This is a genomic window from Chryseobacterium ginsenosidimutans (genome assembly GCF_039536845.1).
Lineage (GTDB): Bacteria > Bacteroidota > Bacteroidia > Flavobacteriales > Weeksellaceae > Chryseobacterium > Chryseobacterium ginsenosidimutans_B.
The window spans coordinates 33054-58545 of the sequence record NZ_BAAAZJ010000005.1 but is presented as its reverse complement, the minus strand read 5'-3'; the positions used below and the strand labels follow the sequence as shown (position 1 = coordinate 58545).

General features: G+C 33.5%; 24 protein-coding genes. 6 read left to right on the top strand and 18 right to left on the bottom strand.

Annotated elements, in window-relative coordinates:
* Window positions 1-37: 37 nt before the first annotated feature.
* From ABD745_RS07220 to ABD745_RS07190, 7 genes are all read right to left on the bottom strand, one after another.
* Entirely contained in the window at window positions 38-1219 is a 1182-nt protein-coding gene (locus ABD745_RS07220; RefSeq protein ID WP_344827395.1) for an acetyl-CoA C-acyltransferase, read from the bottom strand.
* Window positions 1220-1303: 84 nt separating this feature from the next.
* The gene (locus tag ABD745_RS07215; protein ID WP_344827392.1) at window positions 1304-3697 is read right to left on the bottom strand and encodes a 3-hydroxyacyl-CoA dehydrogenase/enoyl-CoA hydratase family protein; all 2394 of its coding nucleotides are present in this window, start codon (window positions 3695-3697) and stop codon (window positions 1304-1306) included.
* Between the two features lie 13 nt (window positions 3698-3710).
* Window positions 3711-4160 carry a MarR family winged helix-turn-helix transcriptional regulator gene (locus tag ABD745_RS07210; protein WP_047402308.1) on the bottom strand — a complete coding sequence of 150 codons (450 nt, stop codon included), beginning with the start codon at window positions 4158-4160 and terminating at the stop codon, window positions 3711-3713.
* Window positions 4161-4326: 166 nt separating this feature from the next.
* Entirely contained in the window at window positions 4327-5250 is a 924-nt protein-coding gene (locus tag ABD745_RS07205) for an ABC transporter ATP-binding protein (protein ID WP_344827390.1), read from the bottom strand.
* Between the two features lie 101 nt (window positions 5251-5351).
* Entirely contained in the window at window positions 5352-5729 is a 378-nt protein-coding gene (locus ABD745_RS07200) for a GxxExxY protein (protein ID WP_344827387.1), read from the bottom strand.
* 229 nt (window positions 5730-5958) lie between these two features.
* Window positions 5959-6930 carry a FecCD family ABC transporter permease gene (locus ABD745_RS07195; RefSeq protein ID WP_344827384.1) on the bottom strand — a complete coding sequence of 324 codons (972 nt, stop codon included), beginning with the start codon at window positions 6928-6930 and terminating at the stop codon, window positions 5959-5961.
* Between the two features lie 24 nt (window positions 6931-6954).
* Entirely contained in the window at window positions 6955-7515 is a 561-nt protein-coding gene (locus ABD745_RS07190; protein WP_344827381.1) for a TlpA family protein disulfide reductase, read from the bottom strand.
* A gap of 31 nt (window positions 7516-7546) precedes the next feature.
* Between ABD745_RS07190 and ABD745_RS07185 the strand changes: the two genes are divergently transcribed.
* The 3 genes from ABD745_RS07185 to ABD745_RS07175 are packed head-to-tail and all read left to right on the top strand — an operon-like array spanning window position 7547 to window position 10369.
* Window positions 7547-8671 carry a ferredoxin--NADP reductase gene (locus tag ABD745_RS07185; RefSeq protein ID WP_344827378.1) on the top strand — a complete coding sequence of 375 codons (1125 nt, stop codon included), beginning with the start codon at window positions 7547-7549 and terminating at the stop codon, window positions 8669-8671.
* Window positions 8668-9285: an ElyC/SanA/YdcF family protein gene (locus ABD745_RS07180; RefSeq protein WP_047402096.1), complete on the top strand. Its 618-nt coding sequence runs from the start codon at window positions 8668-8670 to the stop codon at window positions 9283-9285. Before ABD745_RS07185 ends, ABD745_RS07180 begins: the two co-directional genes overlap by 4 nt.
* Before the next feature lie 49 nt (window positions 9286-9334).
* Window positions 9335-10369: a GNAT family N-acetyltransferase gene (locus ABD745_RS07175; protein WP_344827374.1), complete on the top strand. Its 1035-nt coding sequence runs from the start codon at window positions 9335-9337 to the stop codon at window positions 10367-10369.
* A gap of 6 nt (window positions 10370-10375) precedes the next feature.
* On the opposite strand, the gene ABD745_RS07170 is transcribed toward ABD745_RS07175, so the two are convergent.
* The gene (locus ABD745_RS07170; RefSeq protein ID WP_344827371.1) at window positions 10376-11083 is read right to left on the bottom strand and encodes a class I SAM-dependent methyltransferase; all 708 of its coding nucleotides are present in this window, start codon (window positions 11081-11083) and stop codon (window positions 10376-10378) included.
* A 26-nt stretch (window positions 11084-11109) separates the two neighbouring features.
* Window positions 11110-13707, bottom strand: a complete 2598-nt coding sequence (gene tamL / locus ABD745_RS07165; RefSeq protein ID WP_344827368.1) for a translocation and assembly module lipoprotein TamL — start codon at window positions 13705-13707, stop codon at window positions 11110-11112.
* Between tamL and ABD745_RS07160 the strand changes: the two genes are divergently transcribed.
* Window positions 13693-14418 (top strand): TrmH family RNA methyltransferase, encoded by a 726-nt coding sequence (locus tag ABD745_RS07160; protein WP_344827366.1) that lies wholly within the window; start codon window positions 13693-13695, stop codon window positions 14416-14418. The genes tamL and ABD745_RS07160 overlap by 15 nt on opposite strands.
* A 76-nt stretch (window positions 14419-14494) precedes the next feature.
* Here the strand turns inward: ABD745_RS07160 and ABD745_RS07155 are convergent, their stop codons facing one another.
* The 5 genes from ABD745_RS07155 to porQ all read right to left on the bottom strand — a co-directional run bounded on the left by ABD745_RS07155 (window position 14495) and on the right by porQ (window position 17588).
* Window positions 14495-14992, bottom strand: a complete 498-nt coding sequence (locus tag ABD745_RS07155) for a phosphoribosyl-ATP pyrophosphatase (RefSeq protein ID WP_344827363.1) — start codon at window positions 14990-14992, stop codon at window positions 14495-14497.
* A gap of 3 nt (window positions 14993-14995) precedes the next feature.
* The gene (locus ABD745_RS07150) at window positions 14996-15304 is read right to left on the bottom strand and encodes a phage holin family protein (RefSeq protein WP_344827360.1); all 309 of its coding nucleotides are present in this window, start codon (window positions 15302-15304) and stop codon (window positions 14996-14998) included.
* A gap of 82 nt (window positions 15305-15386) precedes the next feature.
* Window positions 15387-15731, bottom strand: coding sequence for a YtxH domain-containing protein (locus ABD745_RS07145; protein WP_344827358.1), 345 nt, complete (start codon window positions 15729-15731; stop codon window positions 15387-15389).
* Window positions 15732-15827: 96 nt separating this feature from the next.
* A complete protein-coding gene (gene cmk / locus ABD745_RS07140; protein WP_344827355.1) occupies window positions 15828-16502 on the bottom strand; it encodes a (d)CMP kinase in 675 nt (224 codons plus the stop codon).
* Window positions 16503-16595: 93 nt separating this feature from the next.
* The gene (porQ, locus tag ABD745_RS07135) at window positions 16596-17588 is read right to left on the bottom strand and encodes a type IX secretion system protein PorQ (protein ID WP_344827353.1); all 993 of its coding nucleotides are present in this window, start codon (window positions 17586-17588) and stop codon (window positions 16596-16598) included.
* 425 nt (window positions 17589-18013) lie between these two features.
* Here porQ and pyrH point away from each other — a divergent pair, with 425 nt between their 5' ends.
* A complete protein-coding gene (gene pyrH, locus ABD745_RS07130; protein WP_047402086.1) occupies window positions 18014-18721 on the top strand; it encodes a UMP kinase in 708 nt (235 codons plus the stop codon).
* Between the two features lie 139 nt (window positions 18722-18860).
* Entirely contained in the window at window positions 18861-19415 is a 555-nt protein-coding gene (frr, locus tag ABD745_RS07125) for a ribosome recycling factor (protein WP_344827350.1), read from the top strand.
* A gap of 55 nt (window positions 19416-19470) precedes the next feature.
* On the opposite strand, the gene ABD745_RS07120 is transcribed toward frr, so the two are convergent.
* The 4 genes from ABD745_RS07120 to ABD745_RS07105 all read right to left on the bottom strand — a co-directional run bounded on the left by ABD745_RS07120 (window position 19471) and on the right by ABD745_RS07105 (window position 25058).
* A complete protein-coding gene (locus ABD745_RS07120) occupies window positions 19471-20097 on the bottom strand; it encodes a hypothetical protein (RefSeq protein WP_344827347.1) in 627 nt (208 codons plus the stop codon).
* Window positions 20098-20196: 99 nt separating this feature from the next.
* Window positions 20197-21657 carry an LptF/LptG family permease gene (locus ABD745_RS07115; protein WP_344827344.1) on the bottom strand — a complete coding sequence of 487 codons (1461 nt, stop codon included), beginning with the start codon at window positions 21655-21657 and terminating at the stop codon, window positions 20197-20199.
* A 121-nt stretch (window positions 21658-21778) separates the two neighbouring features.
* Entirely contained in the window at window positions 21779-22426 is a 648-nt protein-coding gene (lolA1, locus tag ABD745_RS07110) for an outer membrane lipoprotein periplasmic chaperone LolA1 (RefSeq protein ID WP_344827341.1), read from the bottom strand.
* A 73-nt stretch (window positions 22427-22499) separates the two neighbouring features.
* Window positions 22500-25058, bottom strand: coding sequence for an FtsK/SpoIIIE family DNA translocase (locus tag ABD745_RS07105; RefSeq protein WP_344827338.1), 2559 nt, complete (start codon window positions 25056-25058; stop codon window positions 22500-22502).
* Window positions 25059-25492: the final 434 nt, after the last annotated feature.

Sequence of the window (25492 nt, the reverse complement as noted above, 5' to 3'; positions counted from 1 at the left end):
AAGGTTTTAAAAACCTTGAAGGTTTAGTTTTATTCTATTATAAAAGCTCAAAAATTGAAGCTGCTCCTTGTCCAGTTCCTACACACATAGAAACCATTCCGTATTTGTTTCCGCGTTTTCTCATTTCGTCGAGAAGTTGAACCGTTAATTTCGTTCCTGTACATCCAAGTGGGTGACCAAGAGCGATTGCACCTCCGTTTACATTCAAAATATCAGGATTTAAACCTAATTCTTTTTTGATGGCAACAGACTGTGATGCAAATGCTTCGTTTAATTCAATTAATTCAATATCTTTTAATTCTAAACCTGCTTGTTTCAAAGCTTTTGGAATTGCGTAAATTGGTCCCATTCCCATAATTCTAGGTTCAAGACCTGCTGCTGCATAAGCCACTAATCTTGCTTCTGGTTCCAGTCCTAATTCTTTTACCATTTCCTCGCTCATTACCATTACGAAAGCTGCTCCGTCACTCATTTGAGAAGAGTTTCCGGCAGTTACACTTCCTCCGTTGGCGAAAACTGGCCTTAATTTAGCCAAACCTGCTAAAGAAGTATCTGCTCTTGGACCTTCATCCACTGAAAAATCAAACTTTTTAGTCTGCATTTTCTGGTTTTCATCCAAAAAATTATACTCGACAGGAATCGGTACAATCTGATTGGCAAATTTACCTTCTGCATTAGCTTTTAAAGCCTTCATATGAGATTCAAAAGCGAACTGATCTTGTTCTTCTCTTGTAATATTATATTGTTTTGCAACTTCTTCGGCAGTGTAGCCCATTCCCCAATAATAATCAGGATTTGTTTTTGCAATTTCCGTTTCAGGAACCGGTTTGTAACCACCCATCGGAATGTAAGACATTGATTCTGTACCTCCCGCAATAATACAATCAGCCATTCCTGCCTGAATTTTTGCAGAAGCAATAGCAATCGCCTCGCTTCCTGATGCACAATATCTGTTTACGGTAACTCCGGGAACTTTATCTGTGTTTAATCCCATTAAGGAGATCAAACGCGCCACATTTAAGCCTTGCTCAGCTTCCGGCATTGCGTTTCCTACGATAAGGTCATCGATTCTGTTTTTGTCTAATTGCGGAAGTTCAGCCATTAATTTTTCAATTACGGTTGCCGCCATTACATCGGGTCTTGTGAATCTTAAACTTCCTTTTGGAGCTTTTCCAACGGCAGTTCTGAAACCCTTTACTATATATGCTGTCTTTGACATTTTATTCTGTTTTTTTTATTTTTTACACCGGGTTTCACCCGATGCTATTGTTATTTCGCCACTTCGTGGCTCAAAACTTGACGGTTAATTTCTCAAAGGTTTTCCGTTTTGCAACATGTACTGAATTCTCTCCAACGTTTTTCTTTCCCCACAAAGCTGTAAGAACGTTTCTCTTTCAAGATTCAATAAATATTGTTCAGTTACGATTGTGGGTTCAGAAAGATTTCCTCCGACCATTACGTTGGCTAACTTATCTGCAATTTTTTTGTCGTGTGCAGAGATGAAGTTTCCGGTTAACATCTGATCAGTTCCAACATAGAACATTCCCAAAGCATCTTTACCCAAAACTTTCACCTTTTGTTCAATCGGTTGAGTGTAACCTTGTTCAGCCAATAATTTTGCAATTTTTTTAGCTTCTGCAATCTGTCTGTTTTTGCTTACGGAAACGATATCTTTTCCTTTTTCAAGAATTCCCATGTCGTAGGCTTCGTAAGCAGAAGTTGCGACTTTACCCATTGCGATATTCATGAAAGCTTCACGAAGTCTGTTATTTTTAACATCATCACTGTGGAATTCTCTTGAAGTTCTCAAGGTCAGCTCTTTCGTTCCGCCACCGCCAGGAATTACACCAACTCCGGTTTCAACCAATCCGATGTAAGTTTCTGCTGCTGCAACCACTCTGTCGGCGTGCATTGTCATTTCGCAACCACCGCCAAGCGTCATTCCGTGAGGCGCAACAACAACAGGAATAGAAGAATAACGAACTCTCATCATCGATTTTTGAAAATAAGCAATCGCCATATTCAAATCGTCCCAATCCTGCTCGATAGCCATCATTAAAATCATCGCTAAATTCGCTCCAACAGAGAAATTCGTACCTTGATTTCCGATTACTAATCCGTCATATTCTTTTTCAGCTAAATCGATCGCTCTGTTTAATCCATCTAAAACTTCGCCTCCAAGAGAGTTCATTTTAGAACGGATTTCAAAGTTGATAATTCCATCTCCAAGATCTTCAATCGAAGCTCCCGAATTACTCCAAAGCGTTTTGTTTTTTCTGATATTATCTAAAATAATGAAAGCATCCTGCCCCGGAATTTTATTGTATTCTCCTGAGTTTTTATCAACGTAAATGCTTTGTCCTTCGTCATTAACTTTATAGAAAGTTTCTACATTTTTTACCCAGTCTGAAACTTCATAACCGGCATCTTTAGCCAACTCAATACCTTTTTGAACACCAACGGCATCCCAGATTTCAAATGGACCGTTTTCCCAACCGAAACCAGCTCTCATCGCATCGTCGATCTTGTAAACTTCATCAGAAATTTCAGGAACTTTATGCGAAACATAAGCGAACAATGCACCTAAAGATTTTCTGTAAAGCTCTCCGGCTTTGTCTTTTCCACCAATTAAAACTTTAAATCTGTCAATTGGCTTGTCAATATTTTTAGTTAATTCTAAAGTCGGGAAAGAAGATTTACCTTGAAGTTCGTATTCTAATGTATCAAGATTTAATCCGTGAATTTCAGATTTTCCTTCTGCATTTTTCACTTTTTTGTAGAAACCTTGCTCAGTTTTCGAACCTAACCATTTATTATCAACCATTTTCTGGATGTAATCAGGAAGAGCAAAAACATCATTGAAATTATTAGCTTCAGCACCGCTGTTACGAACGCCGTTTGCTACCATCACCAACGTATCTAATCCAACAACATCAGCTGTTCTGAACGTTGCAGATTTTGGGCGACCGATAACAGGACCTGTCAATTTATCAACTTCAGAAACTGTTAATCCAAGTTTTTGAACATTGTGAAGCAAATCCATCATTGAGAAAACTCCGATTCTGTTCGCAATAAACGCAGGAGTATCTTTTGCTAAAACAGTTGTTTTACCTAAAAATTTTGCTCCATAATTCATGTAGAAGTCAATAATTTCCGAATTTGTATCGTTGGTAGGAATAATCTCTAAAAGAGGAAGATATCTCACAGGGTTAAAGAAATGCGTTCCAGCAAAATAATGCTTGAAATCATCGCTTCTTCCTTCCACCAACATATTAATTGGAATTCCGGAAGTGTTTGAAGAAACTAAAGTTCCTGGCTTTCTGAACTGTTCGATTTTTTCGTAAACTGATTTTTTGATGTCAAGTCTTTCAACTACAACCTCAATAATCCAGTCTGTATTTTTTATTTTTGGTAAATCATCATCAAAATTTCCAACCTTGATTCTATCTGCAAATTTTGGAGAATAGAGTAGAGCCGGACTTGCTTTTTTCAGTTTTTCAAAGTTTTCAGAAGCGATTCTGTTTCTTACCGCTTTATCATCTTTGGTCAAACCTTTTTTCTGTTCTGCTTCAGTTAATTCAAAAGGTACGATATCTAAAAGCGAAACTTCTACGCCAATATTAGCGAAGTGAGCCGCAATACCGCTTCCCATAATTCCTGAACCAAGAACCGTTACGTGTTTGATTCTTCTTTTCATTTGATTTATTATATTATTTTTTATTATTTAAATCGACTGCAATTTTCATGATTTCAACCATTACTTCCTTGAAAGTATCCAACTTTTCTGGAGAGATTTTTTCCATCACCCGTTTGTTGAAATTAACAACGACTTCTTTAGACATGTTTCTGGAATTCAGTCCTTTATCTGTAAGTTTAATAATCACTTCACGTTTGTCTGTGGTCGTTTTCTCCTTGTAGATATATCCGTTATCTTCAAGAAGTTTGATTATTCTTGTTAATGAAGTCGGTTCGATAGCCATTTTAGGACCTAAATTAGTACTTCTTGTACCTTCTTTAGGATCAATTTTAAGAAGGGTAAGTGCCTGAACGGCCGTGGAATCATGTTCCTGAGCAAGATCTGTGTACATTTTAGAAACAGCCAACCAGGTCTGTTTTAAAATTAAATCTACATTTTCTATTTTATCTTTATTGTTGTCCATCATTTTTTGCTGTAATGGTTTTTATCAAATTTAGTAAATATTATGCATGCATAGTATTTATTAACGTTAAATTTTGTTAATAACCTGACAGTTAATTGATTAAATTGTATGATTAGCATAATACTATGCATGCATAGTATGTGAATTTAATAAAGAAAGACGAGTATTAGTAGATGGTTTTCACAAAATTAACTATTTCTTCGAAAGATTCATATTGTTGTTTGAAAGAATCATTAGAAATAACCCAAAAGTTGTTTTGGAACTCAAAATTTAATGAAGAAAGGTCTTTTTGGAAGTTTTTTTGAAGCAAAGAATACAACATTTCTTTATAAAAATCAGGTGCAATGATTTTTGGAGCAACAAAATTTTCATTGACTTGAAATAAAGAAGCATTCGTAAGTTCGTCATGTTGAAGCAAAACATCTTCCACAATTCCGGAATATAAATTATTGTCTTTTACATACCAGATTTTGTCTGCAAACTCTTTTGCCAGTCGCCAGTCGTGAGAAGAAAAAAGAATTAGTTTATTTTGTTCTTTGGCTAATTTTCGGAGTGTTTTTAGAATAATAACTTTATTTTTTTCATCTAAATGTGTTGTCGGTTCATCAAGAATAATGATAGGAGAGTTCTGTGTCAAAGCTCGACCGATAAAAGCTTTTTGAAGATTTCCGTCTGAAAGATTTCTTAATAAAGTATGTTTGTACTGATCTAAATCTAATTCTGTAATAATCTCCGAAACTTCTTCTCTGTCTTCTTTTTTAAGCTCAAAATAGAAAGGATAGTAAATATATTTCCCCAATGAAATAAGGTCTTCAACCGTATAATTCTGCGGAATAATTGATTTTGAAAAAACAACTGCGATATTCTCTGCAATCTCTTTAACGGAAAGATTTTTTGTATTTTTATGATTAATAGAAATTTCTCCGCTTAATAAGGGAATCTGATGGAGAATAGATTTGATTAAAGTGGTTTTCCCGACACCATTGTTACCAATCAATAGACATACATCTCCTAAATTCAAATTCGCATTTGCATTTGAAATTAAGGTTTGGTTGTAGCCAATGTTTGCTTGTTTGATTTGTAGGTGCATTTCTCTTTGTTGGTTTTTCGCAAAGGCGCAAAGTTAATTTACAAAAATAGTATTTTAAGGCGCAAGGAATTTGACTTTGTCAAATTTTCATACTGATTAATTTATAAAAAGTTTACGATTCTAGTTACTCCATTTTTAAAAACATCCGATTGAAAGTTTAATAATAATCCTAACTTACAATCTGTCATTTTTAAATAAGTCAAGAGTTGAGCTTTATGAGTTGGATTAATATAGTCAACAGTTTTTATTTCCAAAATCAATTTATTTTCTACGATCATATCTAATCTGAAAGCATTTTCTATTCTCAATTCTTCATAGACAATTGGAAGTAGTTTTTGTTTTTCTACAAATAATCCAGCTTTGGTCAGTTCATAAAACATACATTCTTCATAAACGTTCTCAAACATTCCGGCTCCGAGCTTTTTATGAATTTTTAATCCTGTCTCAAAGACAATCTTTGATAATTCGTTTTCTGTCATTTGTATTGTGGTTTTTATTTTATACTTTGTTGGTTTTTCGCAAAGGCGCAAAGATTGCAATCTCCAAGCTGTTTTTAAGGCGCAAGAAAATCAAAGATTCTCAGCAAGTGTTGTGCCACATTAACTCTGTAATAATTTCGCAATCCTAAATTTTATCGAAGATAAAATCCTTGCGCCTTAAAACATTATTTTTGTAAATTAACTTTGCGCCTTTGCGAAAAACCAACAGCTAAACCTTATTCTGTTTCAAAAGCATCATCAATATCACAGGAATTCCAAATATAGAGCTTATCACATTCAAAGGAATCTGAGTTTTTTCTGCAATGATTGAAAATAATAACATGATCAACATTCCCAAAAACATATTTAAAATCCATTGTTGCCAGAGTTTTGCGGGATTATAGATCAATCTGCAAAAATGCGGAACAATAATTCCTATAAATAAAATAGGTCCCAAAAATGCTGTGATTGAAGCTGAAAGCAGAGAAGAAGCAACGATTATCAGGAGTTTTAAATGATTCAAATTTACCCCAAAACCTTGTGCATAAGAACTCCCCAATGAATTTCCGATCAAAGGTTTTATACTTTTAAAACAAATAAATGATCCTATTAAAACTAAAATTGATAAAACAATAATCTGATTTCTCGTCACCATATTATTGGCTCCGAAAGACCATAAAATATAATTCTTTAAACTTTGATTTTCAGCGTAAAGCTGTAACATAGAAACAAGAGCTCCGGCAAATGCAGAAACCAAAAATCCAAAAATAATTAAATATGATTTATCCTGAAATTTATTTGAAAATGATAATAAAATGAACATCAGCAGTAGACTTCCAATGATGGCAGACAAGCTCAGAAAGCTGTTTTGCAGAAAATCGGGAAGGAGAATATCAGAAGAAAAAAATATATAAAAAGCCACCGATAAGCTTGCCACAGAAGTTATTCCCAAAATATCCGGTCCGGCTAAAGGATTTTGAAAATATTCCTGCATCAAAAAACCGGAAGTCGGAATTGAAATTCCTGCCAAAAGCATTACCAAAACCCGATTAACACGGATTTCAGCAATCTGACTGTTTATTGATTCACTGAAAAAATCATCTATATTTAAACTTAAAAATCCTGTATTCAGGTTAGTGATCGCAGTAAAAATAATGGCGATTATGAACAGAAAACACAGGATTTTAAATTTATTTGGCATTATTCAGAAATAATTCTGTAAAATTTATTTTAAGAATGAATTAATCTTTTCATTCAATATTTCTTCAGACATTGATCCTTCAATTTCGTCTGTTTTATTACCTTTTCTAAAGAACGTAAAAGGAATTCCGTTTCCTTTCCAACTACTAAAATTGCTGAAAAAATTCTGATCAATTTTAGAATCATCAAGTAAAACAATTTTATCTGCCAAACCACTTTCTTTTGCAAAAACAGGAACTTCAGTTTCCCAAGCGGGTTTGTTGTAAATATTCACGAATGTAAATTTTACTGCTTTTCCGTCCAATTCCTGAATTTTTTTCTTAAAATGAGGAATTTCCTGCATACAAGGTCCACACCATGTTGCAAAAAAATTGGTAACATATAAGGTATCGTTGCTTTTTGCTAAATCTTTAGATAATTCTTGTGGTGAAGTCTGCTTTAAATTAATTTTAGAAGCTTCAGGCTGTTTTGTTTCCACTGTAGAAATAGTGTCGGAAGAACCATTCTCTTTTTCAATTTTTTGATTTTCCTTTTTGCAGGCAGAAACCGCAAGTAAGACCAACGTGGATAAAATTATCTTTTTCATAATTATTTTTTATCTATTTTTGAATTGAAGTATGGAACAACAAATCTATAAGGGGAAACTGACACAGTTTCACTGGCTAAAAATAACGAAAAAGGAAGAACTGACCAAAAATACTTTTTCTCTGGAGTTTGAAATTCCGGAGAATTTACACGAAAATTTTAAATTTGAGGCGGGACAGTTTGTAAGTGTGAAATTTCAATCGCATAATGAAGACGTGATTAATGATTATTCAATGACGTCGGCTCCTTATGAGAAAAAAATAGCATTAGGAATTAAAATAAATTCCGCTGATGGTGCAGCTTCACAGTTATTTAAAAATTATAATGTCGGAGATGAATTATTGATAAGTGAACCAAGCGGAAGGTTTACTTTAATTTCAAAACCTAGCGAGTTCAGAACGATTGTAGGTTTTGCTGCAGGAATAGGAATTACTCCGATTTTAAGTCATTTTAAAAATATTCTTCATAACGAGCCCCGAACAAGACTATTTCTATTTTTTGGAAATAAAAGTTCAGAGGATTTAATTTACAAGGAAACTTTGGACAATCTTGCGAAAACTTATGGTGAGAGATTACAGATTTTCTATTTCTTTTCTCAGGAAAAAACCACGAACAATTTTTTTCACGGAAGATTGGATGCGAAAAAATTAAATTTAATTATCAATCAAATTCTTCATTTGGATGATACTGATGAAGAATCTACTATTTGGGATGCTGTTGATGATGTTTTAATTTGTGGGAAAGGTGAAATGATTAAAACTCTAGCCAATGCATGTTATGATCACGGAATTCCAAAGAAAAATATACATTTTGAGCTTTTTGAAGAATTTAATGACGATATTTATCCTATTGAAAAAGAATTTCCTTTAGTAAAAAATATTGCTGTAGAGCTTCGGGTTTTTGGAAAAGAATATTTTGCAGAACTTCCTACGAATGAAGAGAAAATTTTGCAACAGTTATTAATTCAAAAACTTCCCGTACCTTATTCGTGTAAATCCGGGATTTGCGGAAGTTGTGAATGTATTTTGGAAGAAGGCGAAGTTGAATTGCTCGAAAATGAGTATTTAACGGAAAAGGAAGAAGAAAAAGGACATATTCTAGCTTGTATGTCTATTGCAAAAAGCAAAAAAATAAAGCTTAATTTTGATCTTAGTTGAGAATTATAAAAAACATATTTAACCTGATATTCATATCAATAGAAATAACCGTTCTGTTGATATGTCTTGCCAATGCATGGGTTTTTGCATTGACAGACGGAAGAACTTATACCAAGATATCGAAGATCCCTCCACGGGAAATTGCACTTGTTTTAGGAACTTCACCAAAGATGAGATCAGGTTTATCCAACCCTTACTTTACGAAAAGAATGGATGCTGCAGCTCTGCTTTATCATCATGGTAAAATAAGAAAAATCCTTGTAAGTGGCGAGAAGAGTAAAGGTTATGATGAACCGGCAGCCATGAAAAATTACCTCATCTATCAGGAAGGTGTTCCTGAAGACATCATTATTGAAGATCCTAAAGGTTTTAATACCTATAAAAGCATTTTGCGCTGCAAAGATGTTTACAAAAAAGATAATGTTATCATTGTATCACAAGGGTTTCATAATCTTCGGGCGTTACTTTTTGCAAGAAATAACAGCATGAATGCATTGGGCTTTGATGCTCAGGATGTTACAAAGCCGGAAAGTTATTATAGGAATCAATTCAGAGAAATACTTGCGAGAACGGTCGCTGTTGTGTATTTTGCTCTGGGTATTTCGCCTGATTAAAATGGCATATATCTTTCATTATATTTGATACACACACTTACAACGCTATATGGATGTTAAAAAATTTTATACCATTGAAATCGCTGATAAAGAAAAGTGGGAAAAAATTGTAAAATCCTGCGTTTTTTATGATATTTACCATACCTATTTTTATCATTCTCTTGAAAGTTCTTTTCCTTCAGTTTTATTTGTTTCGGAGTTTGATAATGAGATGATTGCATTTCCTTTTAAAGTGCGCAATATAGAAGATACGGGTTATTTTGATCTTACTTCGGTATATGGATATTGCGGACCTATTGCCAATAGAAATTTTAAAGAATTATCTAAGGAACATTTTGCTTTTTTTCATGAAGAATTTTCGAGATTTTGCGATAAAAATTATATCGTTTCAATCTTTTCAAGATTACACCCTTTATGTGATTACAGTACTTTTTTTACCGATTTCGGAGAAGTAGCGGGTATTAATAAGACGGTTGTGATAGATTTGGTTCAATCTTCAGAATCCCAGATAAAGCAATACCGAAAATCTACCAAATATGAGATAAGATATCTCAGAGAGAGAAATTTCACGATTATTGAAACTAAAAATCCTGCTGATATTGATAATTTTATTGAAATGTATTACAAGACGATGGAAAAAGTCCGTGCATTTGACAGGTATTATTATGACCGAGATTATTTTCATGGATTTTTAAATAATGAAGATTATGAAATTATCCTTTTAATGGCTGAACAAAATGGCAAATTTGCTGCTGGGGCAATATTTACGGTCGTAGGAAATGTAATGCAGTATCATTTGGCAACAACAGCAGAAAATAGCATAAAAGATGCTCCAATGAAGCTTATTTTGGATGAAGCACGGATAATTGCAATGAAAAAAAATCTCCATTTTCTACATCTCGGAGGTGGTTTTGCCGGAAGAGATGATGATAATCTTTATCTTTTTAAATCGGGATTTTCTAAAAACAGACTGCAGTTTTCAGTTTGGAAGCATATTGCAAATAAGGAGCAATATAACAAACTTGTAGCTTATATGAATATCTGGAGAACCGTAAATAACTTTTTCCCGCTTTATAGAAATTAATTATAATTAAGAATATAATAAAATACTCATTCGATAGGAATATTCATTGGTCTGATCAAAAATTTTAATTTTTAAATTAAAATTTTCAGCGATAGTAATGAATTCGGATTTTGTCCACCAACGACCCATTCCACTTAAAAAAACATCACCTGACCGGATGGCTTTTTCATAATTTGCTTTTCTTTCAGGTGTATTGTAAAAATTCCATTTATTTTCATCATTAGGAATGTTTGTAAGGTAGAATTTGAAATCTTTAGAAATTGTAGAGATTCTTTCAATGATTAATTCAACATCTTTTGGTGAAAAATAGGCAATCGCATCATTTATTAAAAACTTCTGAATAGTGGGTAGTTCATTTTTAAATATCCTAGTGAAATCTTCTTTACCATTTCCAACAGCATATTCAATATTGCGGTTAGATTTGAATTTTAAAGCATTATCAATAAGTGATTTAGTGAAATCAAAAGCATAAATATACTCTACCATATGAGATAATGGAAAAGTAAATAATCCATTCCCACAGCACATTTCTAAAAGGATATCTGTTTTTTTGAGCTCCAGCTTTTCAGTAATATCCATTACAATATTTTCAAAAACTTCTTTAGAAATAGGGGCTCTGTTTGCTGTTTTCCCAACCTGAATATAGAGATCATCTTCATTTGTAGCTTCACCACCTGCGTAGTTTTCCCAAAATTTTCCCCACTGATCACTCATGTTACTTAGTTTTTTTAATTATTGTTTTAGAAAGGATAACCAAACGCAATATTCAATGTAGGTTTGAAAGGCTGGAAGTCTTTTATTCTCCATCTGTCGCCTTCAGGTTTGTTAGGATCGTACATTTTATAGGCTAAATCTAGTCTTAATGTGATATAGGCTACGTTTACTCTTAATCCGAATCCGCTTCCGATTCCCACTTGTCCTAAAAATTTATTAAATTTAAATTCATCTCCATATCCGTCATTATAATTTTTAAGACTCCAGGTATTACCGATATCGGTAAAAAGTGCTCCTTCATACATATCGCTGAAAGGAACTCTGAATTCTATATTGGTCGTTAATTTTAAATTATCTGTCATGTAAGTACGAACTCTTTCATCAACCTGAGAATCTGCAGGACCAAGACCTCCAAAAGCAACCCACGCTCTGATATCATTAGAACCACCATTAAAATATGATCTGATTACAGGCATATTTGAAGAATTTCCATAAGGAATTCCGACACCGACAAACTGACGAAGAACCAGGGTATTGTTATTAAATTTAAAATATTTTCTGATATCAAAATCAAACTTTACAAACTGAGCATAAGGAATTCCGAAAATTGTTCTTTCCGGACTTGTTACAATTCCTCCGTCATTTCTTTTCTGGTTAAAAATACTGAAAATATTTCCTGCCAATTCTACTTTTCCATTGAAATAGAAGGCATTCGGATATTCTTTTTTTCCAATTTCATTATAAACAAAATTATAAATCATGGAAGAAATCAACACATCCTGAGTTTGTCGGTCCTTATTTACCAAAGTTCCGACAAATGCTGTGAAACGATCGACACCTTGCTGATCTAAACCTTGCAGGTAAGCTGTATCTTCTGTAATCTTCTGTGAAACCTCATCAATAGTCAATTGTCCTGAACTAAACTGTTGAGCAATCGCCGGATGGGAAGTAAAATAATCTGTAAAAATTTCTCGTCTGATGGCATCATCATTTACGAAATAATCGTAATAGGCAGACTTATTTTTTGTTAAACTCAGCTGTGTATTAAACAAAGTAAGTCTATGAGAAACTTTGTCATTTACATTTGCTAAATAATTCAGACCTGTATTGAAATTTAGCCTTCCTAAACCAATATTGTTCTGAACCGAAGCTCCTAAAACAATCGATGAAGTAGGGCTGTATCTTTTGGGAAGTAATTTATAATAATCAAAAGGCAACAATAATCTTGGGAAATTAAGAGAAGCCTGAGCAGATAATTCATAAGCCAAAATTCTCTTGCTGATATCTTTTGTACTTCTGATAGAACCAAATGTTCCGGCAACGCTCGTAGAAAGGTTTTCTGCGCCACCAAAAATATTTCTAGTCGTTAGATCAACAGAAGGGGAAATTCCCAAATTCAAAAGCTGGGAATAATTTACATCTGTTCCTACTTTTAATTCGTATTTTGGAAGAGGTTTAAGGATATACATTACATCTACGATACTGTCGTTTGGACTTACTCCGCCACCATGTCTTAAGGAATCTCTTGATTTAAGGATACTGAAATTATTCATAGCCAAAAGATTTCTCTTCGTAAGATCGAATTTCTTTTGATCATACACCTGCTTGTGTCCGGATGCAATTGCTCTCCAGATTGCGCGGGAACTATATTTATTATCCACTTTATGGAATCGGATGCCTCTTAGACTGTCTTTTATTGTATTTTTAGGATAATCACTCATTTCATCAACAATGGCGACATCAATATTTCCTATTGTAGAAACTTTGTAAGGTCTGTCCAGAGAATCCTTGTGAATTTCGAGCGTTAGAGGGACCTGTTTTCTGCTTTTAATAGAATCGGCAACAAAATATATTTCATCTCCGAAATTATTAAACTTATAATAACCATAATCTCTCATAAGGTCATTAATCCTTGTTAATTCTTTTTCAAGAACCGTCTGATCAAGAATTTGCCCTTGTCTTACCAAACTTTGATGCAGCTTTTGCTGATAAATATTTTTAACAGTCGGATCTGTAATATTGTAATAATATTCTTTAATATAAGTAGGATCTTTGTGCGTAACAAAATAGCTAACCGTTGCTTTTTTTGCAGCAGAATCAAGATCTTGTTTAAATTTTACTTCTGCATCCCAATAACCGCGATATGTCAATCTTTTTTCAACGGATTCTGCGCCTTTTTCTGTTTTTGTCTGATCCAAAATAACCGGAGCGGAACCCCAACTGTGATATAATCTGTCAAAAAAGAGACTTTTCCCTACGCTACTTTTCATATTGTACTTTACGAAAAGAGAATCTCTTAATTTTTGATCCCTTAATTCATTAGGATACGTCATGTATTCATTAAGAAGAGTATCATACTTTGGATTAGCTGCATTGTATAACCATAAACTCAAAGGCATGAAAAGAAACTGCCTTTTATTAGGCTTTTGCTGTACATAACCTTTCAGTTCGCTGTCGAAAGAAGTTTTTTTATCTTCAAACTCAAAATTGTTTTTTACAAGCAGATATTCGCCATCCGGAACTTTTTTTGTGGTACTACAAGCATAAAGGAGACCCACAAATGTTGCAAATGATATAATTTTATAATATTTTTGAGGAGAATTCTTATAATGCTTACAGCTCATACAATAAAAGTTTTACAATCTTTAGATAAAAAGAAGTTCAGACAAAAATACAATTTGTTTTTGGTTGAAGGTAATAAAATCATTTGTGAACTTCCCGATTCTAAGTTTAAAATTAAAGAAATATTTTCTACCGATCCGCAAAAATTGGACCGTACCGATGTACCTATAACTCATATCTCTGAAAATGAGTTGAAAAAAATTAGCTTTCTGCAAAATCCTAAAGATTCTGTAGCTGTCTGTTATATAAATCCGGAAGAAAAATTAGAAGATAAAAATATTCAGTTGGTTTTGGATGGTATTCAGGATCCGGGAAATCTGGGGACAATTATTCGGCTTGCAGACTGGTTCGGAATTGAACAGATTATTTGCAGTGAAGATACCGTTGATTTTTATAATCCAAAGGTAATTATGGCAAGTATGGGATCTTTTACAAGAGTAAATATCGCATACACAAACCTGATTGAATATCTTTCACAAACAGAAAATATAAATGTCGGAACCGATATGGACGGGGAAAATATTTATGATTTTAAAAAGCCTGAAAAAATCAATTTAATTTTAGGAAACGAAGGAAACGGAATGCGTCCGGAAACAGAAAAATTAATTCAAAAAAGTATCATGATTCCAAGATTCGGAAAATCGCAGTCTACAGAAAGCCTGAATGTTTCTATGGCGGCAGGGATTATTTTAGGGCAACTCTTCCGAGTTTGAGTGTAATAGGGTTTTAGAGTGGGAGTGTTTGGTTTTTTTTAACCCTAAAATCTCCGACTCTAAAACTCTAAAACAATTAGATAAGTTGCTCCATACTTGAAACACTTTTGTTTTTTTGATAAGTTTCCAGTTTTTTTCTTACAAGCCTCAGTGCCATAGGAGCGAGGTAGATCATTGCTGCACCAATTAATTTCTTCTTCCAGTTTGGGCTTTTCATATTTTTTTTGGCATAATTTCCAACCAAAGTTGTTACTGCGAGATTAATCATGATATCGACTGCATCTCCTTTAAAGGCAGAACTCGCAATACCTATTGCTGTATTCTTACTAATCAGAGCATCTTTGATTTCAGATGTTATTTGTTTTGCAATAACATCTTTTCTGAGAACAACTTTTTCGTCACCGTCATCATCTACTTTTTCCTGCAGATACTGATCTGTTAAACCATTGGTAAATGCACTCAAACTTTCTTTCGTATTTTTGAATGTCAGAAGATCTTCCAAACCGTCGATTTCTTCTTTCAACAGTTTTTTCTTTCTTCTTAATTCTTCTAAGCTCTCATAGTTTCTGCCCATAGTTTAATGATTTAAAAATTTAATAACCTGATCTGCCACATAATTTACGATTTTCTTTTTAAATATCATAATAATGATCATTACCAAAAGATAAAAACCTGCAACAATCAAAAATCCATAGGATTGATCGCCCATGGCTCTTCCGAGAAGAAATGCGATCCCAAAGTTGAACAGAATAATGAAAAAACCAAAGGCAACAAGCAATACAACAAGATAGGCGATAACTCCGGCTGAAAGAGAAGACTTTTCTGTGGCTTCAATTTTGAGGAGATCTATCCTTTTCGTCGCGTATTCTTTAATAGTTTCAATCATTGTTTTTTTTTAAAGTTACAAAAAAAGGAACTTTCATTTATAAAGTTCCTTCTCATAATTTACCTAAAAAATAAATCATTTATTATTTTAGATCATTCAGTTCCGATTCTACGTTTTTTACTACGTCTGCAGTTTTAGAAACGATCTGATCTTTGTATTTGTCGTATCCGTCTTTCACTGTATGAGCTACGCTATTTGCTGTTTCCTTAAAAGTAGAAGAGATATTACCATATTGGTCTTTCACTTTTTCAGAAACTTCTCCGTATTTATTTTTAGCCTGATCCTTAAGATCACTTGCTTTATCTTTTATCTTCTTTCTGGTTTCCTTTCCTTCTTCCGGAGCATAAAGCATTCCTAAGATGACACCCGCTGCAGCACCTGCAAGAAGTCCTGCCAAAATACCCGCTGTATTGTTTTTTTTAGACATTTTCGTTTTTTTTAATAGTTAATAAATATTAGTCTTTACTTGCGTTGAAATGTACAATTAATATACCAAAGGAGGTAAATGTCCTATTAAAAATTGTTAAATCTTTTTGATGTGAGATAAAATAGTCTCGATAGTTTCCTGCTTTGTAAGGGTGGTATTATCAATTACAATAGCGTCTTCAGCCTGCTTCAATGGGGCTATTTCCCGCTCACTATCAATCTTATCACGTATTATAAGGTTTTCCTTTACCTGCTGTTCGTTGGCTTCGATCCCTAAACTTATCAATTCGTTATAACGTCTTTTTGTACGTTCGTCGATACTTGCTGTCAGGAAAAATTTATAGTCCGCATTTGGCAGAACTACTGTCCCGATGTCACGTCCGTCCATTATTATGCCACCTTTTTCTGCCAAAGAGCGTTGAGATTGAAGTAAAAAATCTCTCACTTCTTTTTGTTTTGCGACCAAACTTACATTGTCGGAAACTTCATTTGTCCTGATTGCTTTTGAAATATCAATATGATTAAGAAAAAGAACTAATTCTCCATGATTATTTTTAAACTCAAGCTCAATATTATCAAAAGAAGCAAATAACACTTCCAAATTGATAGATCCGCTATCATTAAGACATTTCTGAAGCGCAAACCATGTCACTCCTCTGTAAAGTGCACCTGTATCCAGATGAATAAGTCCAAGCTTTTTGGCAATAACTTTGGAGATTGAACTTTTTCCGGTAGACGAATAGCCATCAATAGCAATTACAGGTTTTTTCATACCGCAAATTTCAAGAAATTTTCTTAAAAATCAAGAAACCTCAAGAGTTTTTCTTAAGGTTTTTTATTATTTTGTATTAAATTTTAGTTTGAATTAATATCCTGCGTGACTCGTAAGATCCATTGAAACTCCTATTTGATTGACATTAGAAGAATTATGATACCTCACATGAGCATAATCTATACGGAATCTTGAAATTTTAATTCCGAATCCTGCAGAAAGTCCTGAGAAATTTCTTTGATCCGCTACAGCCAGTTCATTTCCTCTTTTTACGTTATACCCCAATCTGATATTGAAGCCTTTTTCCGGGAACAATTCTGCGCCAACAGAGAAGTGATCGGCAATTTTTCTGCCAACATTTACTTCCTGCCCGTTCACATTATATGGAGAAGAGATATCGAATTCCTGCAAGTCGTGTGCTGTAATCGTAATGGCTAAAGGAATAGCTTTTAAAATTTTCGTATATCCTAAATCTATTCTAAAGGGAAGATTTTCTCTCGTACCATTAAAAGTTTTAAACTGATATCCGAAATTTCTTATGATGACAGAAGCAGTTTCTTTATTCTTTTTATTATAGTAGGTTACTCCAAGATTTCCTGAAATAGCAGAAGAAGTATAAGTGTCAATTTTTGAAGTGATAAAGTTTATTCCACCACCAATTGTCCAGTCTTCTTCGAATTGGTAGGCATATCCCGCTCCAACAGCAACATCAGAAGCGTTAAATGTACCATTTTCGAAACCACTGTCATCTGTTCTCGGAATATCTCCATAGCTCATGTATCTTGCATTGATCGTAGCCATATGGCCATTATCAAAGTCTTTCGCATAGGCAATAGTTCCGTATTTAGAGTCTGCAAGGTAAGCCGTTGCATTTACAGAGAGTTGGTTATCAGAATCTTTATTCAACAAAGATGGGTTTGCAATAGCAAAGGAAACATCATGATCTCTTATGGAAATTGCATCACCGCCCAAAGCAGCCTGTCTCGCAGAAACAGGAAGGTTTAAAAACGGGAAAACATTTGTTCCTGTTTGTGCATAAGAAACAATTCCTGATAGAAATAATGAAAAAATGACAATTTTCTTCAATTCAGTTTATTATTAATGCAAAAATAACCCTTTTTCGTACTTTTCAAAATATTTCTCACATTATTTATATTTAAATTTTAAGTTTTGTAAAAATGTGTGTTTATTATTAACATCTCTAGGTTTATTTTGAATAATAAGAAGAATTAGAAAGCCTATTTTATCAATTAATTTAAGTTTGACAAAAAAATGAAAGGTTTCAGGAGCTTCAGGCCGATAAAGCTAACTAAGCATAATATCAGAGGTATCAGCTTCAGAAAAGTCGAAAAGTTCATAGAAAAAAATAAAGAAAGCCTTTATTAGCGGTATAAAAGAGCATATTCAAAATTTATAATCTATAATATAAAATCAATATTATTAATGATTATATTTGCAAAATCAAATTCCGGAGAAATTGATAGAGCTAGTAAAGTTATTAAAAATTAAAAATGAAATATAAAAGAATCCTTCTGAAACTTAGTGGTGAGGCCTTAATGGGGAACAGACAATATGGTATTGATACCGAAAGGCTTGAAGAATATGCGGCTGAGATTAAAAAAGTGGTAGAAAAAGGCTGTGAGGTTGCCATTGTAATTGGAGGAGGAAATATTTTCCGTGGTGTGGCAGGTGCAGCAAAGGGGATGGACAGAGTACAGGGAGATTATATGGGAATGCTTGCAACCGTAATCAACGGAATGGCTTTACAAGGTGCTTTGGAAGATGCAGGAGTGAAAACAAGATTACAATCTGCTATCGAAATGGATAAAGTTGCCGAACCATTCATCAAAAGAAGAGCCGTAAGACACCTTGAAAAAGGAAGAGTAGTAATCTTCGGAGCGGGAACAGGAAACCCATATTTCACAACGGATACTGCTGCAACACTAAGAGCCATTGAAATCGATGCCGACGTAATTTTAAAAGGAACAAGAGTAGACGGAATCTACGACAGCGATCCTGAGAAAAACGAAAATGCAGTAAAATATAATTCATTATCTTTCGACGAAGTTTATGCTAAAAATCTTAAAGTAATGGATATGACAGCATTTACACTAAGTCATGAGAACAAATTGCCGATCATTGTTTTTGATATGAACAAAGATGGTAATTTAGAGAAAATAGTAGACGGAGAAAATGTTGGTACTTTAGTAGATTTGTAATTATAGGGATTAGGTAATAAGATTTAGGAATAGTTTTAATTAAAAGATTAAAAAATTCATAGATTCAGAAATTACTTAATTACCATTACTTATTGCTAATTATTTATAAATGTGTAACTTATCAAATTTTTATTATATAATGGAAGAATTAGATCTTATAGTAGAATCTGTAAAGCAGGACATGGAAGCAGCTATTAAGCACTTGGATCATGCATTTCAAAGAATCAGAGCGGGACGTGCGTCTACGAGCATGGTTCAGGATGTAATGGTAGAGTATTACGGAGCTCCGACTCCCCTTAATCAGGTTGCCAATGTTTCTGTACCGGATGCGATGACAATCTCTATTCAACCTTGGGACAGAACAGCGATCAACGCTATTGAAAAGGCTATTATTAATTCTAATTTAGGTTTTGCGCCTTCAAACAACGGGGAAAATATCATCCTTAACGTTCCGCCTTTAACGGAGGAAAGAAGAAAAGAACTTGCAAAACAGGCTAAAGGAGAAACTGAAGATACAAAAATCGTTGTGAGAAACGCAAGACAAAATGGTTTGAAAGAACTTAAAAGACTTGAAGGTGTTTCTGAAGACCTTATCAAAGGAATAGAAACAACTATTCAGGAGCTTACAGACAAACATGTGAAAGCTTGTGATGATCATCTTAAAGTAAAAGAAGCTGAAATTATGAAAGTATAATTTTCAGTTTTTGAAAATAAAAAAGCGGTTTCATTTTTGAGATCGCTTTTGCTTTTTAGAGACATCGGATTTTGCCTTTTTTATCTTTATTTTTGATGATGGATTGATAATTTTTCATCAGGTCTTTCACATCACATTTTTTTTCTTTGTTGGGAACTTTTTCAGGATCTGTATTTTTTCCAACCGATCGTATTGTGAAATTTTTCTCCAGACACAGGATCGGATTTTCATTTTGAAGATAAATTCTTTGTTGAGTAATGCTGTCTTTTGTAACAGGTTTTTCAGCAGTTCCACCGTCAAATTGCCATACGGTATCATCCTTAAAGATGAAAAATACATTGTCATTTTTCACATAATATTTCGTTACCGAAGAAAAATGACTATCTGCAAAAAAATGTTTTACCATTTTAAGTTTTTTATTTTCATAATAAAAATGTACTTCTCCTTCCATTTCTTCACAGTTGTAATCGAAACCCGTTGAATCGAGCTTTTTGGATAATAATTTATCATTTAAAACGGCAAATTCTTTCTTTATTTGATCGATATTTTGAGGAGTTTCGCTCGACTGAACAGAATCATTTTTAACAGTCATGCTTGATGTTGTGTTTTGAAGATTGGCAGGCTTTTCTTTTTTGCACGAAATAAACAACGCAAAGCACAGTGTAGTAAGTATAATTTTCATATTTTGAATTTGGTTGGATCAATGATACAAAAATATTTTCAGATCAAAAAAAGCAGTTCCAAAATTGAAACTGCTTTCTTAGTATCTTTTAATTTAAAACTACTGATATCTCTTGTGTTCTTTATTTTTAACAAACAAGTTTATAATAGGTTTGAATAAAGCTTTATATTTTTCAGCATCAAATAGCTGAGAATCTGTAAGTGCTTTATAGGTCATCCAGATTCCAAAAGGGAATAAGACAATATTCGGAATCCACGCTGCCAAATAAGGATTTAATTTCCCTGACCAAGCCATGTTTTCGGTACTTACGTTGATGACATAGAAAATGATGAAAATTACGATTGCTATAATTACCGGAAGTCCCATTCCTCCTTTTCTGATGATTGATCCCAAACTTGAACCAATGAGGAAGAAAATGATGCAGGTAAAAGAATAGGTCACAATTCTTTGCTGATAAATAACTACTTTGCTGTAGTATTTTATTCCCGGATCAATCTCATTAGCTTTACCATCAACTGTACTTTTCAGGTTGTCTAATCTTTGATATGCATTGTTAAGTATTTCTAATCTTTTCTCACTTTTTACAGTGTCCAGCTTTAAAAGTTGTTTTGGTTTTGTTTTAGCCCTGTTCTGTTTCATATCCATATAAGTTATCACAGAATTGGTCTGATTTAAAACATCATTATTTACATTCGTAAAAAATTTATCGTTATCCTTTTTGGTTTTATCAATGGTTTTATCCAGCTCATTGAAAGTCTGAAAACGGTAATCATCGGTGATTTTTTCTTCTTCAATCGCTTTATTAATGATTTCGCTTACATCAAAATGAGAAACCAGAGAATCAAATTTAATGACCTGATCAGGTTGTTTCAAACGTACATTTTCACCTCTTCCGGCAAAATTATCGTCATAAACATACCCATTATAAAGAACCAGTTTTAAGTAATTTGAATTAGCTGCAGGTACAAATCTTCCTTTTTCTGCTAAAATCGTCTGTTGGTTTTCATAAGTAGTTGCTTTTTTATGAACAAAAACTCCTTCAATATTTTCGGCATTTTCACCGTAAATTTTATCAAACTTTACCATGTTTCCCGGAATCTGATCGATAAATTGTCCCGGTGTGAAATTCAGGGCTGGTTTTGTCTGGGCAATATTGAAAAGCATATTTTTCGCCTTCCTCTGAAAATCCGGAATAATATTATTGGAGAAAAAGTAGAGCATGACTGCCATAATCACACTTACACCCAACAGCGGAACCATTACTCTTGTCAACGAAATTCCGGCGGCTTTCATAGCTGCAAGTTCGTACCGTTCTCCAAATTCTCCGAAAGACATGATGCTTGCCAAAAGAATGGTAAGCGGTAAAACCATACTGATAACGCTTACTCCGAGGTAGAAAAGCAGTTTAACGATTTGCCATGTGCTTAATCCCTTTCCCATAAACTGTCCCAGCTGAACCCAGATAATGTTTACAATAAAGATGAAAAACAATACGCTGAATATAAAGAAAAACGGTCCAAAGAAGGTTTTTATGATATATCGGTCTAGTATTTTTAACATTCGCCAAAATTAATCAAAAAGCTACAAAGTTTTCTTTGTAGCTCTTATATTTTATGAAATTTTTATAATTCAACTAAAAGATGAAAGCGCAAAACTGCGATTTTTCCTTTTTATATTTTGTTTACAATTCTGTAATCAGGTAATTTTTGTATTTAGTCTTATCAAAAACAAACATTCCCGAATCCAAAGTCTGATTTTCTTTGTAATCTTTAATGGCAATTACAGCAACATCTTTATTGTTTCCGTGCTGTTCTAATTTTACCATTTGTTTTTTTACTGAGTCTACGAAAAGATAAACATATTTAATTCCGTTTGATTTTACAGGAGTTAATTTAATGAAATCTGCATTTACTCCGTTTACATTTTTCTTACCTTCATAAGTTACATTGTAATCATTTCTATAACTCGAAAGATAATTGATAGGGGAGAACATAGAGCTGCTACCGTTTGGTTTTGCAACCGTTACCTCCATATCTTCTGTATTGATATTATAGATTTTGCTTCCGTCGAAGATCTGTTCTGTTTCCATGATCTTCAATTTATATTTATCTCCCGCTGAATAATAAATTCCGGGTTCGGTTTTGGTAACTTTTCCGTTTGTTCCGTTCCCGAAAGAAAATTTGAAGTAAGAATTCTTTTTAGAATTGTAATTTGCTGTAATATCGTCTAATATTTTTTTTGCTTTTGCATCAATTTTCTGAGCATTTGTAAAACCTACCGCTCCAACAACCAAACTACTTACTATAATTTTTGAAATAATATTTTTCATTTTTTTCATTTAAATCTTTAATCTTTAGACTTCCTCAAACGCTAAAAGTTAAACTAAATTGTTTGTTTATCCCTTAACTGCGCAGATCTTCCAAAAACTGTTCCAAAGAATGAAGATCGCTAATAAGAACTTCTCTTGCTTTTGCTCCATTGAATCCTCCAACAATTCCGCTTGCTTCCAACTGATCCATAATTCTTCCCGCTCTGTTGTATCCTAATTTCAACTGTCTTTGAAGCATAGAAGTCGAACCTTGCTGAGTTGAAACGATAATTCTTGCAGCTTCTTCAAATAATGCATCTTTTTCATTAGGATCAAAAGTTCCGACCGTACTTGTAGCTTCCTCAGAAACATATTCAGGAAGAAGGAATGCCGAAGCATAACCTTTCTGTTCACCGATAAATTCTGCTAATCTTTCCACTTCCGGAGTATCAACAAAAGCACATTGAAGCCTTAAAATTTCATTTCCGTTAAAATAAAGCATATCACCTTTACCAATAAGCTGATCTGCACCCGTAGAATCTAAAATCGTTCTTGAATCCACACTCGAAATTACTCTGAAAGCTGCTCTTGCAGGGAAGTTGGCTTTAATCATACCAGTAATTACGTTTACGGAAGGTCTTTGTGTTGCAACAATTAAGTGAATTCCTACCGCTCTGGCTAGCTGTGCTAATCTTGCAATTGGTAATTCAACTTCTTTTCCGGCTGTCATAATCAAATCTGCAAACTCATCAACGACTAAAACGATATAAGGTAAATAACGGTGTCCGTTTTCAGGATTTAATTTTCTTTCCTTGAATTTGCTGTTGTATTCTTTCAGGTTTTTACAGAACGCATTTTTAAGTAAATCATATCTCTGATCCATTTCCACGCAAAGAGAATTCAGTGTGTTGATTACTTTATTGGTATCTGTGATAATGGCATCATCCGAATCCGGAAGTTTAGCCAGATAATGTCTTTCAATTTTTGAATATAATGAAAGTTCCACTTTTTTAGGATCCACCATTACAAACTTCAATTCACTCGGATGTTTTTTGTAAAGAAGAGACGTAAGAATGGCGTTAATACCAACCGATTTACCCTGACCTGTTGCTCCTGCCATCAATAAGTGAGGCATTTTTGATAAATCCGCCATGAACACTTCATTGGAAATCGTTTTACCGAAAACCACCGGCAAATCCATATCAGTATTCTGGAATTTATGAGAAGCAATCACGGAACGCATAGAAACCATTGTCGGATTTTTTCTCGGAACCTCAATACCGATCGTTCCTTTTCCGGGCATTGGTGCAATAATTCTGATTCCTAAAGCCGAAAGGTTCAAAGCAATATCATCCTGCAGTTTTTTAATTGCCGATACTCTGATTCCCGCTTCAGGAACAATTTCGTATAACGTAACTGTTGGCCCGATCGTGGCTTTAATTTCGGCAATTCCTACATTAAAGTTTTTCAGTAATCCTACAATTTTATTTTTATTTTCCTCTAATTCTTCTTTATTAATAGAAATTTCCTCATTTCCGTAATCTTTCAAAAGCTCAACCGGGGGCATCTGGAATTTTGCCAGATCTAATCTGTGATCATACAGACCATGTTTTTCAATTAAGTCCTGAGATTTTTTGTCTGCATCATCCAAAACATCAATAACAGGAGCAACTTCAATATTAAATTTGATATCTTCCTGAGCCGAAGTAGTTGCTGAAGCTATAGGTTTAATATCAAAAGCCTGTTCCGGACTTGAAGTCGGAATGCTTGGTTTTGTTTTAAGGTTTAAATTAACTGAATTTGAAAAATCATTTTTTTCTTCCTCAAAAGAAGTCTGATTCGGAGTAATAATTGTATTTAGGTCTGTAGAAACAGGAACTTCCGGAAATCCTTTCGGTACGCTTATTGGTTCTGGTTCCATAACTTTTACGGTTGGTTTTTCTACAACTTCGGTTACTGTAATTTTTGATGGAGTTTCTTCAGTTTGTTCTATTTCTTCGATTAATTCTTCATCTGCTTCAAAATTTTCATCAGAACTTGGCATCATAGATTTTACCTTCCCAATAGTACTTTCGTTGATATCATTAAGTTTAGATTTAATTGAGCTCGGACGAAGATTGAATTCTAAAATAAAATATAAAAGAATACTTGCTGCCAAAACCAGCCAAAGACCAACTGTTCCGATCAAAGCATTTAAAGAATCCATAATCTGATAGCCGTAAACACCACTCAAAACACCACCTTCTCCTTTTGTAAAGGCTGCTCCGAAGAAAATAGGAAGCCAGCAAATGAAGAATAGAGAGTGACCGACTGTTTTCCAGGGCTTGAAGGTTTTCTTTTTCAGGATGATCGTCCCGAAAACCAAAAATAAAAATGCAATTATAAATGAAGCAACACCAATGCTTTCGAAAATAAAGATATTCCCAAGCCAATCGCCAAGTTTACCAAAAAGATTAGAAGATTTTATACTTTTATCGAGCAGTGTTCCTGCCTGACTTTGATCTGCCTTCCAATTCATTAGATATGAGACAAATGAAAAAGTAAGAACCACAGAGAAAAGTATAAAAGTAAGCCCGAAAAATACTCGCTGCTTAGATAAAAATTTGCCTTTTTCAGACGCTTCCTGTTGTTTGTTTTGTGTGTTTTTATCCATAATATCAATGTGGGCAAATTTAATATTTTTTCAACATTAAATAAATGCTTTTTTGTTGAAAAGAAGTGTTAATTTTTCCCTAATTTTAAAGAAAATCAGTTTCTGTGATTTAATTTTGAATGATTAAAAATATTTAAAATAAAACAAATTTCAATTAAAAATATTCTATTTCTTTTGTCCTGATTTTTCTCAAATACATTATCAAAATAAAAAGTCTGTATTTTTAAGAGATATTCTCGGTAAAATAGATCTTCTCAATCAGCAATATAGCTTTTATTGATTTAAATTGCGGATATATTTGATTTTAAATTTTCCTCAATAAAAATAAGCTTATTAAGAATGTTTCAAAATAGCATTTCTCGTCTCCAAAGTGATAAAAAACAGCTTTTTTTAGCTCTGTTATAGTTTATCATCCTTATTTTTGCATGTCAAGT

Excerpts from the sequence above, each read along its gene's own strand:
- ABD745_RS07220 (WP_344827395.1), bottom strand. The coding sequence starts at position 1,219 with ATGTCAAAGACAGCATATATAGTAAAGGGTTTCAGAACTGCCGTTGGA.
- ABD745_RS07215 (WP_344827392.1), bottom strand. The coding sequence starts at position 3,697 with ATGAAAAGAAGAATCAAACACGTAACGGTTCTTGGTTCAGGAATTATG.
- ABD745_RS07210 (WP_047402308.1), bottom strand. The coding sequence starts at position 4,160 with ATGGACAACAATAAAGATAAAATAGAAAATGTAGATTTAATTTTAAAA.
- ABD745_RS07205 (WP_344827390.1), bottom strand. The coding sequence starts at position 5,250 with ATGCACCTACAAATCAAACAAGCAAACATTGGCTACAACCAAACCTTA.
- ABD745_RS07200 (WP_344827387.1), bottom strand. The coding sequence starts at position 5,729 with ATGACAGAAAACGAATTATCAAAGATTGTCTTTGAGACAGGATTAAAA.
- ABD745_RS07195 (WP_344827384.1), bottom strand. The coding sequence starts at position 6,930 with ATGCCAAATAAATTTAAAATCCTGTGTTTTCTGTTCATAATCGCCATT.
- ABD745_RS07190 (WP_344827381.1), bottom strand. The coding sequence starts at position 7,515 with ATGAAAAAGATAATTTTATCCACGTTGGTCTTACTTGCGGTTTCTGCC.
- ABD745_RS07185 (WP_344827378.1), top strand. The coding sequence starts at position 7,547 with ATGGAACAACAAATCTATAAGGGGAAACTGACACAGTTTCACTGGCTA.
- ABD745_RS07175 (WP_344827374.1), top strand. The coding sequence starts at position 9,335 with ATGGATGTTAAAAAATTTTATACCATTGAAATCGCTGATAAAGAAAAG.
- ABD745_RS07170 (WP_344827371.1), bottom strand. The coding sequence starts at position 11,083 with ATGAGTGATCAGTGGGGAAAATTTTGGGAAAACTACGCAGGTGGTGAA.
- ABD745_RS07160 (WP_344827366.1), top strand. The coding sequence starts at position 13,693 with ATGCTTACAGCTCATACAATAAAAGTTTTACAATCTTTAGATAAAAAG.
- tamL (WP_344827368.1), bottom strand. The coding sequence starts at position 13,707 with ATGAGCTGTAAGCATTATAAGAATTCTCCTCAAAAATATTATAAAATT.
- ABD745_RS07155 (WP_344827363.1), bottom strand. The coding sequence starts at position 14,992 with ATGGGCAGAAACTATGAGAGCTTAGAAGAATTAAGAAGAAAGAAAAAA.
- ABD745_RS07150 (WP_344827360.1), bottom strand. The coding sequence starts at position 15,304 with ATGATTGAAACTATTAAAGAATACGCGACGAAAAGGATAGATCTCCTC.
- ABD745_RS07145 (WP_344827358.1), bottom strand. The coding sequence starts at position 15,731 with ATGTCTAAAAAAAACAATACAGCGGGTATTTTGGCAGGACTTCTTGCA.
- cmk (WP_344827355.1), bottom strand. The coding sequence starts at position 16,502 with ATGAAAAAACCTGTAATTGCTATTGATGGCTATTCGTCTACCGGAAAA.
- pyrH (WP_047402086.1), top strand. The coding sequence starts at position 18,014 with ATGAAATATAAAAGAATCCTTCTGAAACTTAGTGGTGAGGCCTTAATG.
- frr (WP_344827350.1), top strand. The coding sequence starts at position 18,861 with ATGGAAGAATTAGATCTTATAGTAGAATCTGTAAAGCAGGACATGGAA.
- ABD745_RS07120 (WP_344827347.1), bottom strand. The coding sequence starts at position 20,097 with ATGAAAATTATACTTACTACACTGTGCTTTGCGTTGTTTATTTCGTGC.
- ABD745_RS07115 (WP_344827344.1), bottom strand. The coding sequence starts at position 21,657 with ATGTTAAAAATACTAGACCGATATATCATAAAAACCTTCTTTGGACCG.
- lolA1 (WP_344827341.1), bottom strand. The coding sequence starts at position 22,426 with ATGAAAAATATTATTTCAAAAATTATAGTAAGTAGTTTGGTTGTTGGA.
- ABD745_RS07105 (WP_344827338.1), bottom strand. The coding sequence starts at position 25,058 with ATGGATAAAAACACACAAAACAAACAACAGGAAGCGTCTGAAAAAGGC.